17 protein-coding genes are annotated in these 16,189 nt (G+C 51.5%); 6 read left to right on the top strand and 11 right to left on the bottom strand.

Annotation, left to right across the window (positions count from 1 at the left end):
* Window positions 1–15 precede the first annotated feature (15 nt).
* The 5 genes from ACZ1HF_RS10545 to ACZ1HF_RS10525 all read right to left on the bottom strand — a co-directional run bounded on the left by ACZ1HF_RS10545 (window position 16) and on the right by ACZ1HF_RS10525 (window position 4,526).
* Window positions 16–2,151, bottom strand: coding sequence for a hypothetical protein (locus ACZ1HF_RS10545; RefSeq protein WP_472657457.1), 2,136 nt, complete (start codon window positions 2,149–2,151; stop codon window positions 16–18).
* The gene (motA, locus tag ACZ1HF_RS10540; protein WP_472657456.1) at window positions 2,148–3,017 is read right to left on the bottom strand and encodes a flagellar motor stator protein MotA; all 870 of its coding nucleotides are present in this window, start codon (window positions 3,015–3,017) and stop codon (window positions 2,148–2,150) included. The genes ACZ1HF_RS10545 and motA overlap by 4 nt, the downstream gene beginning before the upstream one ends.
* A 63-nt stretch (window positions 3,018–3,080) precedes the next feature.
* Window positions 3,081–3,656 (bottom strand): MotE family protein, encoded by a 576-nt coding sequence (locus ACZ1HF_RS10535; protein ID WP_472657455.1) that lies wholly within the window; start codon window positions 3,654–3,656, stop codon window positions 3,081–3,083.
* On the bottom strand, window positions 3,653–4,036 hold the full coding sequence (locus ACZ1HF_RS10530; RefSeq protein ID WP_472657454.1) for a hypothetical protein: 384 nt from the start codon (window positions 4,034–4,036) through the stop codon (window positions 3,653–3,655). The genes ACZ1HF_RS10535 and ACZ1HF_RS10530 overlap by 4 nt, the downstream gene beginning before the upstream one ends.
* Window positions 4,037–4,046: 10 nt before the next feature.
* Complete coding sequence (locus ACZ1HF_RS10525; RefSeq protein ID WP_472657453.1) at window positions 4,047–4,526, bottom strand: flagellar basal body-associated FliL family protein; 480 nt, start codon at window positions 4,524–4,526, stop codon at window positions 4,047–4,049.
* A gap of 124 nt (window positions 4,527–4,650) precedes the next feature.
* Here ACZ1HF_RS10525 and fliF point away from each other — a divergent pair, with 124 nt between their 5' ends.
* From fliF to ACZ1HF_RS10500, 5 genes are read left to right on the top strand one after another with little or no spacing between them, the layout of a single operon-like run.
* Complete coding sequence (fliF, locus tag ACZ1HF_RS10520) at window positions 4,651–6,288, top strand: flagellar basal-body MS-ring/collar protein FliF (protein ID WP_472657452.1); 1,638 nt, start codon at window positions 4,651–4,653, stop codon at window positions 6,286–6,288.
* Window positions 6,285–6,881 (top strand): hypothetical protein, encoded by a 597-nt coding sequence (locus ACZ1HF_RS10515; RefSeq protein ID WP_472657451.1) that lies wholly within the window; start codon window positions 6,285–6,287, stop codon window positions 6,879–6,881. The genes fliF and ACZ1HF_RS10515 overlap by 4 nt, the downstream gene beginning before the upstream one ends.
* Window positions 6,874–7,161: a FliM/FliN family flagellar motor switch protein gene (locus ACZ1HF_RS10510; RefSeq protein WP_472657450.1), complete on the top strand. Its 288-nt coding sequence runs from the start codon at window positions 6,874–6,876 to the stop codon at window positions 7,159–7,161. The genes ACZ1HF_RS10515 and ACZ1HF_RS10510 overlap by 8 nt, the downstream gene beginning before the upstream one ends.
* A 38-nt stretch (window positions 7,162–7,199) precedes the next feature.
* Entirely contained in the window at window positions 7,200–7,892 is a 693-nt protein-coding gene (fliP, locus tag ACZ1HF_RS10505; RefSeq protein WP_472657449.1) for a flagellar type III secretion system pore protein FliP, read from the top strand.
* A complete protein-coding gene (locus ACZ1HF_RS10500) occupies window positions 7,892–8,350 on the top strand; it encodes a hypothetical protein (protein WP_472657448.1) in 459 nt (152 codons plus the stop codon). Before fliP ends, ACZ1HF_RS10500 begins: the two co-directional genes overlap by 1 nt.
* 38 nt (window positions 8,351–8,388) lie before the next feature.
* Here the strand turns inward: ACZ1HF_RS10500 and ACZ1HF_RS10495 are convergent, their stop codons facing one another.
* The 5 genes from ACZ1HF_RS10495 to ACZ1HF_RS10475 all read right to left on the bottom strand — a co-directional run bounded on the left by ACZ1HF_RS10495 (window position 8,389) and on the right by ACZ1HF_RS10475 (window position 14,193).
* Window positions 8,389–9,498, bottom strand: a complete 1,110-nt coding sequence (locus tag ACZ1HF_RS10495) for a flagellar basal body P-ring protein FlgI (RefSeq protein ID WP_472657447.1) — start codon at window positions 9,496–9,498, stop codon at window positions 8,389–8,391.
* Entirely contained in the window at window positions 9,495–10,505 is a 1,011-nt protein-coding gene (locus tag ACZ1HF_RS10490; protein ID WP_472657446.1) for a flagellin, read from the bottom strand. Before ACZ1HF_RS10490 ends, ACZ1HF_RS10495 begins: the two co-directional genes overlap by 4 nt.
* A 2-nt stretch (window positions 10,506–10,507) precedes the next feature.
* Window positions 10,508–11,950: a flagellar hook-associated protein FlgK gene (gene flgK / locus ACZ1HF_RS10485; protein ID WP_472657445.1), complete on the bottom strand. Its 1,443-nt coding sequence runs from the start codon at window positions 11,948–11,950 to the stop codon at window positions 10,508–10,510.
* A gap of 20 nt (window positions 11,951–11,970) precedes the next feature.
* The gene (locus ACZ1HF_RS10480; protein ID WP_472657444.1) at window positions 11,971–13,275 is read right to left on the bottom strand and encodes a flagellar hook protein FlgE; all 1,305 of its coding nucleotides are present in this window, start codon (window positions 13,273–13,275) and stop codon (window positions 11,971–11,973) included.
* Between the two features lie 90 nt (window positions 13,276–13,365).
* Window positions 13,366–14,193, bottom strand: a complete 828-nt coding sequence (locus ACZ1HF_RS10475) for a flagellar motor protein MotB (protein WP_472657443.1) — start codon at window positions 14,191–14,193, stop codon at window positions 13,366–13,368.
* Between the two features lie 101 nt (window positions 14,194–14,294).
* On the opposite strand from ACZ1HF_RS10475, the gene ACZ1HF_RS10470 reads away from it, so the two are divergent.
* Window positions 14,295–15,185, top strand: coding sequence for a sulfite exporter TauE/SafE family protein (locus ACZ1HF_RS10470; RefSeq protein WP_472657442.1), 891 nt, complete (start codon window positions 14,295–14,297; stop codon window positions 15,183–15,185).
* An 11-nt stretch (window positions 15,186–15,196) separates the two neighbouring features.
* Here ACZ1HF_RS10470 and ACZ1HF_RS10465 read toward each other — a convergent pair whose 3' ends face one another.
* On the bottom strand, window positions 15,197–16,096 hold the full coding sequence (locus ACZ1HF_RS10465; protein ID WP_472657441.1) for a CpsD/CapB family tyrosine-protein kinase: 900 nt from the start codon (window positions 16,094–16,096) through the stop codon (window positions 15,197–15,199).
* Window positions 16,097–16,189: the final 93 nt, after the last annotated feature.

Below are 16,189 nucleotides of genomic sequence, written 5' to 3'. Positions count from 1 at the left end.
CGTAAGTATTTGCAGCTATTCGACGAATGTTTCGTCTAAAAGGTCTTCAAGAACAGCCCGAGATTTCGCACTGTTTTCTATAAATAAAGTGGCTGATTGTAATGGTTTGGCGAGATCCTGCAGGTTTGATGGCAAACTCAGCAATCGTGCTGCTGCGCCCCTGGTATTTTCGCCGGAAACTTTTTCAAATCTGCCCGCTGCCCAGGCCAATGCGTTTTCAAGATCAGGTGGCAGCTTTGTATCGATTTGCAGAACTGCCTCAGCGCGCCCTGCTCTGAGCAGCAGATCAATGCGGCGTCGTTCGGCAGCCGGCGTTTGAATATCTGATAGAATCTCAGCTGCTGCCTGATGATCTCCGGTTGCAGCCATAATATCTGCCACCAGTAAAGAAGATGCGGGCTTGTCTGAAACAGCATCGACAAGCCGCTTTGCGATTGAAGGCAGGCCAACGCTCAGTAATTTGCTTGCCAGACTTTCCAGATTTGCCTCAGTAAGAAGAGCAGGGAAATCACCGTCAATAATATCAAGGGCGAAGACTCCGATATTATCGGACGACCCTTGCTTCATCAGTTTTACCACCAGATCGTTCAAGAGTTGCGGCTGGATTTGCGGTTGCTCAAAGAATAGTTGGCTTGCCAGATCAAATTCATCGCGCTGTACGCGTGCAAGGATTTCTGCGGCAGCCAGTCTACGGGCAATGTCACGTCCTCTGAGTTGCTTTGCGAGCGAAGCGGCAAGTTCTACATACTGATCTTCGGCGGGAACCTCTGCATCATTCACACCCTCAAGATACGTCACGAGCGCATCAGGGCTGACCTCGTCATTATTTGCGATGAGATTCTTTAGTACATCCGTTGGGGTATCTTTGGTCGGCTGATGAGCTGCAGTCACAAGCTTCAATTGCGATGTCGGGGCGCCCCCATTGCGCAGAATTGCGTTGCGGATGATACCAGCCTCGGTATCCAGCTCGGCTGCCAGATATCTGGCAATCAGGGGTGGGCCCAGCAAAGATCGCAAATGCCTTGGCAATTCTGAAAAACTGGCTGCGATTTGTTTTGATTGCCGAACATTATGTAGCTCTTGTGGCATCTGGACCAGTAAGGCCCACATTGGAACTGATCCTGTGCAATCCATCATTTGTGACAGTGGCGAGACGGTTGATGGTGTCTTGGATTCCAGCACACGCGCAATAGCCCGAAGCGCTTTTGCCGGGCGAGATTGTAGATCAAACTGGTCCAGAATGCTCCGCGCCTCTGCCCCCAAGCCAAAGAAAGCATATTGTCGGGCAAGGGCCAGCACCTGCACGTCATCTTCGGCATCAAATTCTTGTAACAAAAGAAGACGCTTTTCACCGATCTGATCTCCAAACGGTCTGTCATCCCCCCATGTGGCGATATTCATATCTGAAGGGGCGTAGCATTCCACAGCTGAAATGGTTTCGGGTCCCGATTGCGCATCTGGCAAGGCACGTTCGATAGCAGAGCTGATACGCAGCCTGTCAGGCACAAAGGGGAACGGTTTTTCAGGTTCTATAGGTGGGCTTTTCTCAACCTTTTCAGATTTTTCAGTCGCCTCGGGTATTTCTTGCCGTGGTTTTTCGACCGGTTTCAACAACGCCTGCGTAGTGGCGCGACCGACTTCTTCGACCAGAACACGCCGAAAAGTGCTCAGCCTTTCGTCCTCTGCTTGCGGTTTAATCTGCGGGAGATGGCGTTCAATATTGTTTGGTGGTTTCGTCTCAACTGCCAGCCGAGGTTGTTCCGTTCCGGATAAAGCAATTTCATTTGCTTCTGGCGCGTTAGTTATGGCCTGAACGTCAAGAATAACGGCACCATTGCGATAGGGCTCTGCAATGACCTCACAGTCGCAATTCATGACGAGCTCAAGACTGGACGGCGATGAAATAACTTCTGATAGTCGATCTTTGGGGATCATCTCGAAAATGGACGACGTGTTGAAACCTTCGGCCCATTGATCAACGGAAAATCGGAAGCCTTTCGGGGTCTCGTCAATATTCCAACGGGCATTAATAGGCAGGTAGATGACAAGTCTGCTGAAATCATCATGTTCGCCAGATTTGACAAGGGCAGGTTTGGCGGCTGCCTGCCCGGTTAATAATAGAAGAAATATTGTCAGGAATACGCGTCTCATGCGACCGCCTGCTTTGCGTCCTTCAACGACTCTTCGAGTTCGGAATAAGATGGGCGCACATGGCCGGGTGTGTTTTGTCGGCCAACCTCGACGCAAAGATTGATAGCGTGATTGTGCAGGTTCGCGACCAGAACTTCACGGATCAGAGCATGAAAATGGCTTTCATCTTCAACCACTGTTTTAAGCTTGGCGGCAAAGGGTCCGACAAAACCATAGGCCAAAAACACACCCAGAAATGTCCCAACCAACGCCCCACCAATCAGCTTGCCAAGAATTTCAGGCGGCTGGTCGATTGAACCCATTGTTTTGATCACACCCAGAACAGCCGCGACTATACCAAGCGCTGGCAAGCCATCTGCAACAGTTTGCAAGGCGTGGCTGGAATGTTGCGCATGGTGAAAATTTGCATCCATTCGTTTTTCCAACACTTCTTCGACCTGATGCGGGTCGTCAAAATTCATTGAGGCAGACCGGAGCGTGTCGCAAATAAGCTCTACGGTTTCCTTGTCATTCTGAATTTTTGGATACCTTCCGAAAATAGACGACTCGGAGGGCGATTCAATATGCGTTTCCAGATCGACCGGAGATTTGCGCGCAATGCGGATCAACTCATACAATAGACAAAGCAGGTCGCAATAATCTTCGCGTTTCCATTTAGGGCCTTTGAAAACTTTGCCAATATCCTTGAGCGTGTGCTTAATACCAGCAATATCGTTGCTAATAATAAAAGCCCCGATGGCCGCCCCGCCGATCATGGTAAATTCAAATGGCAGGGATTTCATGATGATCCCCATCTTGCCGCCTGCTGCAAGATACCCGCCAAAAACCATCACAAAAACAACGACGATACCGATAATGCCAATCATATCTGATGCGATCTCTCTGTTATCTTTGGGTGCAAGTTTGCTTGGGAATGGTAAATATTTTGATTATTCTGTGGGCGCATTTGCATTGCGCCCGGCAAGCACGACGCTGATTGCATAGGCCGTGTCGGAATTCAGGCCCGACAAAATACCTGCAGCAGCATCAGGTGCCATCCGCCCCAGAAAACCTGCGGCAAAATCCGGTGACATCTGCTCAAACAAGGCTGCGGCTGTTTTTGGTTTCATCGAGGCATAAACAGATGTTAGGCGATCAAGATCATCTTCTGCTGCTGTATCTACGGCAGCTATTGTTTTCGACAAATGAGCCTCAGCTTTCTCAAGCTTTGCGAGGTTCTGTTCGATCACCTTCTCAGCAACTTTTAAGGCCTGCGCGCGGTCAATCAGTTTGAGTTCCCGGTCATCAAGTTCTGTAACGCGTGCTTGGATCAGCTCAAGCAGCTCAGCAGCGTTTTCACTGGGTGCGCAATGCTGGACGCTAGATATGGGCGTGTTTGCATCACCGCTATCAAGCGCTACAGCTATGCCAACACCGCCAAGCCGTATTACCCCAGAGGTAACAAGAAGAGCTGCGATAAGAAAAATGACACCTTTTGTTTTCTGATGAGAATATTTCTTTTTCATTCTGCGGCCTCCAATGTTTGCGCCCGGTGACGGACAAAAACAGAGATATTTTCATTTTCTTCTGGGGCCTTACTCTCGGGGGTCGCCTCAACAACATCCGGTAAATCATGAAGTGTCGTGATCATTAGCTCCAACCGCTCGGCTACGCCTTCAGCACGATCCGTCATCGCCTGCAATGTATCCGATGATGCCCCAGCACTTTCCTGAGCTTTTGCCAGAACCTTTGTCATATCGTCGACTTGTTTCGACAAAACTGCGATTGCGCCACCCAGGTCTTGGTCAAGCCTTGTTAAGCGCGATAATCGACGTGACAAAAGCAGGCAGTAGAAAGCTGCTGCAAGCGCGCCGGCGCCAAGAAATATGTCCGCAATGAAATCCATCGAACTTCCTTTAAGTGAAAACGAACTCAGTGATGAGAAGGTCACGGACATGCCCGTCACCTGTCACAAGCTGAACCCGGCGTAGCATCTGGGCGCGTAAACGGATCAGGGCCGAAGGATCCTTAAGCTCAGAGATTTCAACAGCGCGCAAATACCCGTTCAGAACATCCAGAATGCGTGGCATTAATAGTGTGACGTCCGCTGATCTGGTCGGGTCAACTTCTAGCTGCGCCCGAAACCGCAGCAGATTTTCCGAGTTTCTTCCAAGAGAAATTGTCATTGGCTCAATAGAGACGAAGCTCACGGGCGGCAGGGCTTCTGTCACCTTCTTTTCCTGCGCGGTATGCCCTTTTGGCCCCAAAACAAGCCCGGAATAGAGTGCGAAAAAGCCCCCAGCGCCTAGCAGAACTGCTAGAGCAAGCCCGATTAATAAGCCCTTCTTCCCCTTTTTAGGGGTGGGTTCGGCATTGTTTTCTTCTTCGTCAGCCATTCGAATCTCTTTCACGTCGTTTTTATTCTATAGAGGCCAACCCACTAACCGATTGTTAAGGCTACCCACGTTAACTGGGGGCATTCGGGTCAGAACGACTCGTTTGAAAAACCGAGGGAAAGTCGTGCAGCAGCTTTTTGATGTGTGGAACGCTTTGGATATGCGGCGCCGTTTGGTCGTGGGGGTCGCGACTGTTGCGGTCTTTGCGGGCGTTTTAATGATGTCACGATTTGCCGCGCAGACAGAGATGAGCCTTCTCTACAGTGGCCTGACGCCAGAGGCCGCCGGTGAGGTGATCACCGCGCTTGATGCGCAAGGTGCCAAATATGATGTCCGTGGTGGGACAATCTTCGTTGAAGACAGCGCACGGGATCAATTGCGTATGATGCTGGCAAGCGAGGGAATGCCAGCCAATGGTAGCAATGGGTATGAGTTGTTGGACAACTTGTCGGGCTTCGGCACGACATCACAAATGTTCGATGCCGCCTACCTTCGTGCAAAGGAAGGGGAGTTGGCACGTACAATACTGGCAAACCCACAGATAAAGGCTGCGCGCGTACATATTGCTACCGCGTCGTCTTCCCCCTTTCGCCGCAACATTATGCCGACTGCGTCTGTTTCGCTGCGATCTTCTGCCAATGGCATACTGCCACAAGCTGCTGAATCCATAAGGTTTCTTGTTGCCTCAGCGATCACAGGTCTGCAACCCGAGGATGTGTCAATAATTGATGCCGATCAAGGGGTAGTGCTGACTGGGGCGAATACACAAGGTTCTGCCGCCTCAGCCCAAAACAAAGCTGATATTCTGAAGCATAATGTTGAGCGTTTGATCGAAGCACGCACTGGCAGTGGCCGGGCTGTTGTCGAGGTGAATGTCCAGACATACCAAGATGAAGAACTCATTTCGGAACGTCGTATCGATCCGGACAGCCGGGTTGCCATCAGCGTCGAGACACGGGAAAGCACCAACACCTCGAACAATCAAAATGGCGGTGATGTTACAGTTGCCAGCAACCTTCCAGAAGGTGATGCCGCAGGTGGTCAGGACCAATCGTCCAGCCAAGGCAGCGATGTCAAAGAGATAACCAATTACGAAGTGTCTGAGACCAAGCGGGAATTCCGGCGCAATCCCGGTGCGGTTAAACGTATCACCGTTGCAGTATTGGTCGATGGAACAAGTGTGGTTGGGGAAGACGGTATCGAAACGCGTGAACTTCGCCCACAGCAGGAACTTGATACGCTCGAAGATCTGGTGAAATCCGCAGTCGGTTTTGATGAGACCCGTGGTGATGTCGTAACGGTGCGTTCGATGGAGCTGGAAACAGCTTCGCCCGTGGTCATGGATGCCGGTGAAGGCTGGATCACGTCTCGTCCAACGGACATCATCGGACTTGCAAAATTTGGGGTAACGGCCCTGGTCATTTTGGCTTTGGGGCTGTTTGTTTTGCGGCCTATCTTGCTTGCGGCTCCGAAGTCACTTCCTTCAGCTACCCCACCTGATTTGTTGCCGGGGATGGCAGATGGCGGAACAGCACTGACCGGAGAAATCGATAATCCAATGGATTTTTCCATTGATGCGGGAATGCCAAATATTGCCTTCGACCCGGACTCTATGTCGGCGGATACAGGAATGGGCGGTATGGGGTTTGATCCGGTTGATGAAGATCCGGTCGAGCGTTTGAAAAATCTGATCGAGGAACGGCAGGATGAAACAATAGAAGTGCTCAAAAGCTGGATCGAAACGCCGGAGGAGCCTGCATGACTGCACGATCCAACCTGTTTGAAGATTTCAGTCAGTTAACCGTAGAGAAAGTCCAGGCTCCTGAATCAAATGTCGATCCTGCTGAACTGAAAACAGCTTTTGACAGCGGGTATCGGAATGGTTGGGATGACGCCGTTGCGGCAAATTTACATACTCAGGACAAGACGCAGGCTGATATAGCGGCTGCCTTGCAGGAAATCAGCTTTACCTATTTTGAAGCGCGCCACCATGTTCTGACCTCTTTCAAGCCCTTGATCGAGGCGTTAACGAATTTGGTTTTGCCGCAGCTTGCCAAAGATTTCCTTGTTCCACGAATCCTTGAAGAAATAACCGCATTGGCTGAGAAAGTTGAATCGCCAATCCTGCTTTTATGCGCCCCTGAAACCGAAGTGGCACTTGGCGCAATTTTTCAGGAGCAAACGACGCTTCCGATCGCGTTGCAAGTTGAGCCAACACTGACGAGCACTCAGATCGTGCTGAAATATGATGGTGGGTTAACCACGTTGGATGCTGACCCCGCCCTTGCAACGATCCAGGAAGCGGTCGCTGATTTTTACCTTCTTAATGATGAAAAGGAGCAGTCTCATGCTTGAAACTGCGGATGTTGAAAATCTTTCAACGGATATATTGAAGAGCGTATCGGTCGAGATCCGGGTATCGGTCGGCTCTGCCCTACCGACCATCGATGAGCTGACAAAACTTCAAACCGACGCTGTTTTGCCACTGGATAAACGGATTGATGATCCGGTTGAGCTTTTCATTGGCGATAAGCTGATTGCCAAAGGGCATCTGGAAGAAGTTGCAGGGACTGAAGACGGGCAGCTTGCAGTTCGTTTGACTGAAATTGGCGATGCCAGTCAGGATTTAGGGTGATAGCCCGCAAGCAATTCATAACGCTTGTGTTACTATGCATGGCTGTGTTGAGCGGACCAGCGGTGGCGCAGGATATTTCGATCAATCTTGGCGGTGACGGCAGCTTGTCTGGTCGGGCCATGCAGTTGATCGGGGTGATCACGATACTCAGTCTTGCACCTGGTCTGGCCGTGATGATCACCTGCTTTCCATTTATCGTGACGGTTCTTTCCATATTGCGGCAAGCCATTGGCTTGCAGCAGGCACCCCCCAATATGTTGATTATAAGTCTGGCATTATTCCTCACCTATTTCGTGATGGATCCGGTTTTTCAGGAAGCCTGGAACGCTGGCCTCAAGCCGTTGTCCGAGGGGCAACTGACGATGGAGGAAGCTTTTCCCAGATCTATTGAGCCTTTTCGTATTTTCATGGCGCAGCGTCTAGACACTGACACCTATCTTTCACTGGCTGATCTGCGCCCCGAAGCAACAGTAACTGATCCTATGGATGCATCACTGTCCCTGCTTGTGCCGTCTTTCATGCTGAGCGAGGTTGAGCGCGCCTTTCAGATCGGGTTTCTGATTTTTCTACCGTTCCTGATTATCGATCTTGTGGTTGCGGCAGTGCTGATGTCGATGGGTATGATGATGGTGCCACCAGCGATCGTATCCTTGCCGTTCAAGCTAGCCTTTTTCGCGGTTGCAGATGGTTGGAGCTTGATCGCCGGCGCATTGGTAAGGAGCTATTTTTGATGACAGAGCATTCCACAATAAAGCCAGATCAGATAGCCTGTTCTGACAATGCTTCTACGAAGGCGCAGATGCTTCTGTCGCTTTTAGGGGCAGAGAAGGTTAAGCAGTTTGACCATCCGTTCTTTCGCGACCTTGCGCAAAAAGCATTGGTTTCTGCGCGCAATCATGTTGCAGAGCAAGACATTGATCAGTCTTTATGGGCTTTGTTGGGGTCTTTAAAAACAGCAAAAAAGAGCTCTGATCAAGTGAAGCCTATGCAAAACATAAAACCATCATCCTTTGCTTCCAAAGCAGGTTCATTGGATAGCTCAAATATGACAGTAGATGAACATCCAGCAATCATAGCCTTACATCTTTCTCGCAGTAAAAGTTCAAATAACGCGGCTGTGTTAAGATTACTTTCGGGGCGTTCTGCCAGAAAAGTTATGCTGCTTCTGAAAGAGCTTCGCACAAACTGACAACTTACCGAATGCTGTTATTATTTTAAGCTGGTCAGCTATTGCACAATAAATTCAGCATGCAGCGCCCCGGCTGCTTTGATGCTTTTAAGGATATCAATCATATCCAAGGGGGACACCCCCAGCGCGTTCAAGCCGGCGATGACATCTGACAGAGATGTGCCGCCCTTCACTTCAGCAAGTCCTTGACCTTGATCCTTTGCGATTGCCGCCGCAGTGCGAGGCACGACAATCGTCTCCCCCTCGCCAAAGGGGTTTGGCTGCACAACTAGCGGTGCTTCCTCAATTGTCAGTGTTAGATTGCCTTGCGCCACGGCAACCCGCGAAATTCGGACATTTTCATCCATAACAATTGTACCAGACCGCTGATCCACGACGACACGCGCGCGACGTTCAGGTTCGACATTGATGTTTTCGATCTGGCTTAGCACATGCGCAGGGGATTGCAGCCGGGTCGCGCTGATGTTGATTTCAACAGTACCAGCATCCATCATCAAAGCAACGCCGCGTCCTAATTGCGCGTTAATCGCCTGTTCTATCTTACTCGCCGTTGAAAAGTCAGGTGTTCTTAAGGCCAAGCGCATTTGTGTCAGTGTTGAAAAGTCGAAATCGACTTCACGCTCAATGCGCGCACCTGACGGGACAATACCTGCCGTTGGCACACCGTGAACAACCCGCGCCGCATCGCCATCGGCCGAGATGCCGCCCGCAATCACAGTGCCTTGAGCCACTGCATAAATCTGCCCATCCGCAGCATTCAAGGGCGTCATGATAAGTGTGCCGCCCAACAGGCTTTTGGCATCCCCGATGGCAGATACCGTTACATCAAGTCGTCCGCCTGTACGGCTGAAGGCAGGTAGAGCGGCAGTGACCAGCACCGCTGCAACATTTTTCGCGCGAAATTGTTCCCCACTGACGTTAACGCCAAGGCGCTCAAGGATGTTTATCATCATCTCTTCGGTGAAGGGGGAGTTTCTAAGACCGTCCCCAGTGCCGTTCAGGCCAACGACAAGCCCGTAACCGACCAAATCATTGCCGCGCACCCCGTCGAATTCAACGAGATCTTTCAAGCGAACCTGCGAGGCCAGTGTGGCACTTGGAACAAGCGCAAGGATCGCGATAACCAGAATACTCCGGAAAAATGTCATCTTAGGTACTCCGTCAAATTCAGGCGTGATGTGCGTGCTGTAACCAGATAGAGGCTTTCAAGCTGCAACTGCACAGCCTCTAATTCGTTGGCCACATCAAAGGGATCGGCGGCTTGCAGGCTGTTTCGTGCCTCAAGTATATTTTGTCGCTCAACTGAAATTTGCGCCTCTGCAGCGACAAGCAAGCCCTGATTCGCCCCGACTTTGGCCCGCGCTTGTGTCAATCCAGTGTTGCTGTCGATCAACCCGGTTGCGGCTTGTGCTATGATAGCACGTTGTTCCTGTGCCGCACCTGCCGGATATCCTTCTGCGGCAAGCGTGACCAATGCAAGATCGCGCAAGGTAGCTCTAAAGGTCGGGTCGGCGGCGGTCTGATCTGATTGAACGGACTGGTTTGGCCCCACTTTGACCGGCTGACTTGCCCCTGTGCCCCCTTGGTAGGCTATTGTTTCAAATCCCCCACTGGGCGCGTTGAACCATGTCTCAACAGCGTTAACCATATCTGTACTGGTTGTTGATGCTGCAATCACTGTTCTCAGTTCGGCCAAAATATCATCGGCAGGCGGTAGTGGTCGTGTTGTGCTTTCAACGCCAGAGAACAGAAATTTATCACCGACCTGAGAGTTTAGAAAAGACACGGCTGCATCGAAATGCTGCGCTGCATTGGCCGCAACTGCAGATAGAACCCCTGGTTGAGCATTTTTAGACGCTGACAATAGAGAGGGCCCGAAATCACCAATTGCATCTTGCATAGAGCCAAGCGCGATTTCGGTCGCGGATAGGCGCCCTTCCATATCGCTGCGCGCGGTTGCGTAGCTATCATGCAGGGCTAAGGATCGCTCAATCGAAGCGGTGTAGGAAAAGTCGCCACGGACAGCACGGCCAAGATCCTGTTTGCGTCCCGTTGCAAGTTCTTGTGTCAGGCGCGATAGGTCAGATTTAAGCTCTGCGTTACGGCGGCGTGTGATGAGGCTTTGCGCAAGATCGCCCACTGTTGTGAAATTCATAATCAGATCCTCAACAGTGATTGTATCATTTCGTCGATCGTCTGGATCACCCGTGCATTCGCAGCAAAGGATTGTTCTATCAGAAGAAGTTTCTGCATTTCCTGATCCGTGTCGACGCCGGAGTTCAACTCGATTTCTTTCAATGTGGACACTTGTACAGATGCAAAGGATTGTCGTGTTTCGGCTGTCTGACGTGCTGTTCCAACGGATGATAAAAATTCAGATGACAAACCCGATACGGAGGCTGCTGTCCCAAACCCGCCAGAGCCGGGTAATTCGCTGCGCGTTAAAGCATCTGACAGCGCGCTTAGCCGCGTCCCATCGCCAACCGGCCCTTGAGCCGTGGCACCAATTCCGTCACGCAGCCGCCAGAGGTCGCCACCTTGGGCTGGATCAACGGCAGTATTAACGGACAGACGGCCAGCTAATCCAACTTCGTTAATTGGATCGAAGCTAACACCATCATCTGTAAATAGTCCTGGCGCGCCCGGTGTAAGGCTCGGATCCACAGTGGGGTCAGACAGGCGTTCCATAACATTGCGTGATAAAGCATCAAGCTGAGATTGGGCACCAACCGAATGCGTATCGCGTATATCGAACAGCGCTGCGATAGACCCACCAGAAATTGCGCTCCGTGCATCACTAACACTGCTGGCGGTGCCGCTGACGCTTAGGCCGGATAGGGCACCGGACCCAATCGTCATGTCCGGTGTGATCAACGGGGTACGGTCAAATGAAAAACTGGCGGCTTTGCCGTCTACCAATGCCGTTCCGTTGGTCGTGAATAATGCCACTTCACCAGTATCACGCTGGATCGATGTGATCGGGACATATTCGCTAATCGCATCTATAACGACCTGACGTTTGTCCATAAGTGGCGTAGGGTCGCCGCCTGAAAAGAGCTGCCTGCGAATGTCGGTGTTAAGCTTCTCGACATCCGATAAGGCTGTGTTCAGCTTTGTGATCTGATCATCAATCCGTTGGTCTGCTGATTGTCTTATGTCTTGTAAGCCATCCGACAAACCATTCAGATGGTGCGCCAGATCATTGGCTGTTGTCAGGATATTCTGTAACCGTACCGGGCTTTCCGGGCTGCTGCTGGCAGAAATTAAGCTCCCCTCAAAGGCGGCAATACGCCCATTAAGAGAGCTTGGCTGATCCGGTGTTCCGATCAGTGTTTCAAGTCGAGCGAAAAACTGCGCCTCTTCGCGCGTAGTACCAAGCGACGCATCCGCAAGGCGTCGATCAGATATAGCAACCTTATCCACCACCCGGTCAACGCCGGCGACCCTGACCCCGCCTGTCCCAAGCGTTGTCAAATTAATCTCTCGACGCCCATAGCCCGGTGTTGTTGCATTCGCGACATTACCAGACACCAGCTCAGCCGAGCGGGACGCGGCGGTCAGGCCGGTTACAGCATTTGCAAGGGCGCTGGAGATGCTCATCAGGGGTCCCTCAGGTCAGGTTAGCGTTTGATATTGGTGGTTTCCTGCAGCATTTCATCGACAGTTTGAATGACTTTGGCATTGGAGGAATAGGCGCGCTGGGTCTGGATCAACTGCGTCAGTTCACCGGCTACATCCGTGGTGGACTCTTCAAGGGCAAAGCCCACAACATCGCCTGTTGGGCCATCGCTTGCGTCCCATAGGAAGAATGATCCGCTTTCGTTAGAGGTCCGGTAGGTCTGATTATCAAGCGCAATCAACCCGTTCGGGTTGGGCAAGTCGACAAGTGGAATTTGATAGACTGTCCGCGTGATCCCAATGTCAAAATTTGCATGGACAAACCCATTTGGATCAACATCAACTGAGATCATGTTTCCAACGGGTGATCCGTCTTTAGTGATCTGGGTCGGGGCGAAATTGTCTGAGAGCTGCGTTATTCCTGTCCCCGAATTCAGGCCGCCAATTGTGATGTCGATTGGCCCACCTGCGACGTTAACCTCAAATGATCCGGTTGTGTTGCTGTAAGCCCCGCCGCTGATTGTCGTCACACTGTCCAAGGTGCCACCGCTGCCGCGGGAATCGTCAAACTGCAACGTGTATTCCCCGATAACCGCGTTCCCTTGGGCGGAGTCGCGTAGTGTCATATTCCAACGATTGGTCGCCGCACCTGTTGCCGGGACATCAGGTGTGTATGTCACAAGAACATTCTGAGACGTGCCGAGGTTGTCAAAGTATTCCACCGATAATTCCAGAGCTTCCCCATCAGCGCCAACTTCGGTTTCGGTGGCAGGCAGGTTCACCCCCAGATTCATGCGCGTTGTCGGCTCACCCGCGAACTGGTTCACGTTGATTTGGATTGGCTCAAGCCCATCGGATGTATCGCGCGGGAATGTTGGCACAGATCCGTCAGCGGCGGCGGGCCATCCCATTAGCACCATACCTGTATCGGACCTCAGATATCCTTGAGAATCCGTTCGGAAAGATCCTGTTGTTGCAAGGCGGAAAGGATGTTCCCCTGCATTCAGCCCGATAGAGGCTTCGGTGGTAACTGGCAAGAACCCGCGACCGCGCACGGCAAGGTCGGTAGAGTTTGACGTGGTTAGCAGCGATCCGGGCTGATCAATCAGCCTTTGTGATGTTACCCGCACGCCACCAGCAGAGTAGGTGCCGGTCCCGTTTGACAGCACCATCGAGTGAAAATCTGTCTCGGCGCGCTTGTAGCCATATGTGTTCGAGTTCGCGATATTGTCCGAAATCGTTGCCAGACGGCTTGCGTTAGCGGCAAGGCCTGCTACGCCCGCATTGAGGGAAGATGAGATTGTCATGGTTGCGCCTTTCTGCTGCATCCTCAGATTTCCCTGACTATGCGCGCGTAGGCTTAACACACCGCTAACAACTAAAATTAAAAACAGTTTTCAGCGAAACTCCCGTAGCAGGATAACTTCCAGCCGATTGTTGCGGGGTGCCATCGGATCTGACATCAGAGGTTTGCGCTCACCATAGCCAGTAACCTTCTGCACCCGGGCGTTCCCAATTCCGGAGGTTTCCAACAATCCGCGCGTGGCATGGGCGCGTTCTGTTGACATATCCCAAGCCGGATTTTGCCGCAGAACTGTAGGGTAGGCCTGCGTATGCCCCACAACGGATATTTTATTCTCAACGATGCTAAACACATCAACCAGAATATCTGCGATTTCGATCATAATCGGCGTAGGCTCAGAGGTCTTGGGGCGAAAAAGTGGATCATCCTCCAGATCGAAAATTTCGATCACCAGCCCTTCCTCGGTCACGCGTGTCACGATATGGTCCATCGCCATTTCGGCGATCAGACTGTCCCCACCACGCCCTAATAAGCCTTGTTGTATCTCTTCCAGCTTGTCCGTTTCCTTAGCAGCGTTTTGGCCAGCTGCCGCCTGACTTTCCACATCAGATGGTGGCAAAAGCAAAAAGCCACCCCGCCCATTTTGAGACAGGGCTTTTTCAGAAAGCATACTTTCCCCACCAAAAGCACCATCCCCACCGCCAGACACGCGCGCAACGGCAATTGTCGGGCTGAAATAATCCGCAAGCCCCTTGCGTTGATTTTCCGTCGTTGCATTCAGCAACCACATGAGCATGAAGAACGCCATCATCGCTGTTACGAAATCCGCATAGGCAACCTTCCAGGCACCGCCATGATGACCGCCACCTGCAATTACTTTCTTGCGCTTGATGATGATCGGTGCGCGATCTTCTTTGGTCATGATTGCCCTATATGTCTGTATAGGCTCAACGTAACGGACAGGTCTGAATGTGGATTTAATATCTAAAATTGATCGGATTTAGGTCCGCGGAGTATTGACGCTTGAAACCCAAACCATATGCGTCCTACCTGTTGCGCCAAGTAACCCGAAAAGGCGCAAGCATGGATACGATCTATTCCCCAACATTGTTGGCAGGGTTAGCGGTGACACTTATCGCAACGGGTGCGGGTGCGGGTGTTCTGGCAGGGTTGTTAGGTGTTGGGGGTGGTATCTTAATTGTGCCAGTCCTGTTTTTCTTGTTCGAGGCGGTAGGGTTCCCGGAAACGTTGTCGATGCACGTAGCTGTCGGAACGTCACTTGCAACGATAATCCCGACTTCGATTTCCTCTGCCAGATCGCATTATGCCAAAGGTGGGTTGGATGTTGATCTGCTTAGATCATGGGGCCCGTTCGTTGCTCTTGGCGCAGGTCTTGGTGGCATTGCCTCAAAGTATCTGGCATCCTCAACGCTGACATTGATTTTTGGCGTGGTAGCAATGCTGGTGGCCGTCAATATGGTGCTTCCAAAACGGATATTCTTAGCCAGTGCGCCCCCGAAAGCTATCGCTGCCCGAGGAAGTATCGCAACTGGTATTGGCGGGTTTTCAGCCTTGATGGGAATTGGCGGGGGCACATTATCCGTACCGATCCTGACAATGTTTTCCTTTCCCGTTCACCGCGCAGTTGGAACGGCGGCAGTGTTCGGCTTAGCCATTGCAATACCAGCAACGCTAGGGTTCATCTGGTCAGGTCTGGATGTCGCGGAGCGCCCGCCGCTGTCATTAGGATATGTCAGTATTCCGGCAGCAATCCTGATTTTCTCAGCCAGTGTTTTCACCGCCCCGATCGGGGCAAACCTTGCCCATCGATTGAACGCAAGCAAACTGCGTCTGGCTTTTGCGGTTTTTCTGTTTATCAGTGCGACACGTATGCTGTTTTCGACTTTAGGGTAGTCGAAGGTAGCTTAATAACTGCCATACTGATCAATGCTAACACCATCAGCATTGTTCAAAATGACACCTAACAAGGGCGTTTGATCCTTTAGCAGACGCTCCACCTCTTCCACTTCTTTGCTGGTCGTTTTGCCACCGCCGATAACAAGAAGAACGCCATCAACCTGCGGGGCAAATGCCAAAACATCATCACATCCCAATGCTGGCGGCATATCAAACAGCATGACGTCAGGGCGTAGATCACGCTCCATCTTTGCGACCATCGCGGCTGTTGCTGGTTCTTGCAGGATTTCCGAGGCATTTTGAACCGGCATGTCATTCAAACCAACCGCAAGGTTTGGTCTGAAACGCTGCAGGTACTTGTGCATCGGCTGGCGGCCTGTCAGGTATTTACGGATATTCTGCGGTTGTTTCACGCCTAATAGCTTGGCCAGCGTCGGGATGCGCAGATCCATATCCATAAGGACAATATTGCTGCTATCGCGTCGTGACAAGCTGAGTGCGAGGTTCAGCGCAGTGAATGATTTGCCACATCCTTTTGTGGGTGAGGTAATCGCTACTTTGGTCCAGCCATTGGTGCGCAGAGCTTGCAAAAGCCGTGTGCGCAACACATCAAACGCGATATGGGCCGGGTCATTGCGGGCAGCTGTGATGATCCGATTACGTTTGAGAAGTTTTTCGTTCAGGGACGTCTCTTCGATAGCGCCCCAAACTGTTCGAAGATCGGGCTGAGCGGGCTGCAGATTCTCCATTTGATGTTGAGACCGGAACGAAGGCTCACTGTCAGGCTTTGGCTGTGCGACAACCTTCTCAGCCACGGCTTCCGGCACTTTCGCCATTGCCGGTGTCAGGCTTAGGGGAAGATCCTTGCCTTCCTTCTCGGATTTAAATGTCAGACGACGATCACTCATACAAAAACCCTGATTCACCTATTACCGGCGCACCTTATTATACCAGACCGATAAAACACAGCCGAACTTGGTTAAATGCAAAACTACTGAAAT

This window comes from Litoreibacter sp. GN1-5 (assembly GCF_055693805.1).
The sequence above is the reverse complement of the archived record's forward strand: the minus strand, read 5'-3'. Positions and strand labels throughout refer to the sequence as shown.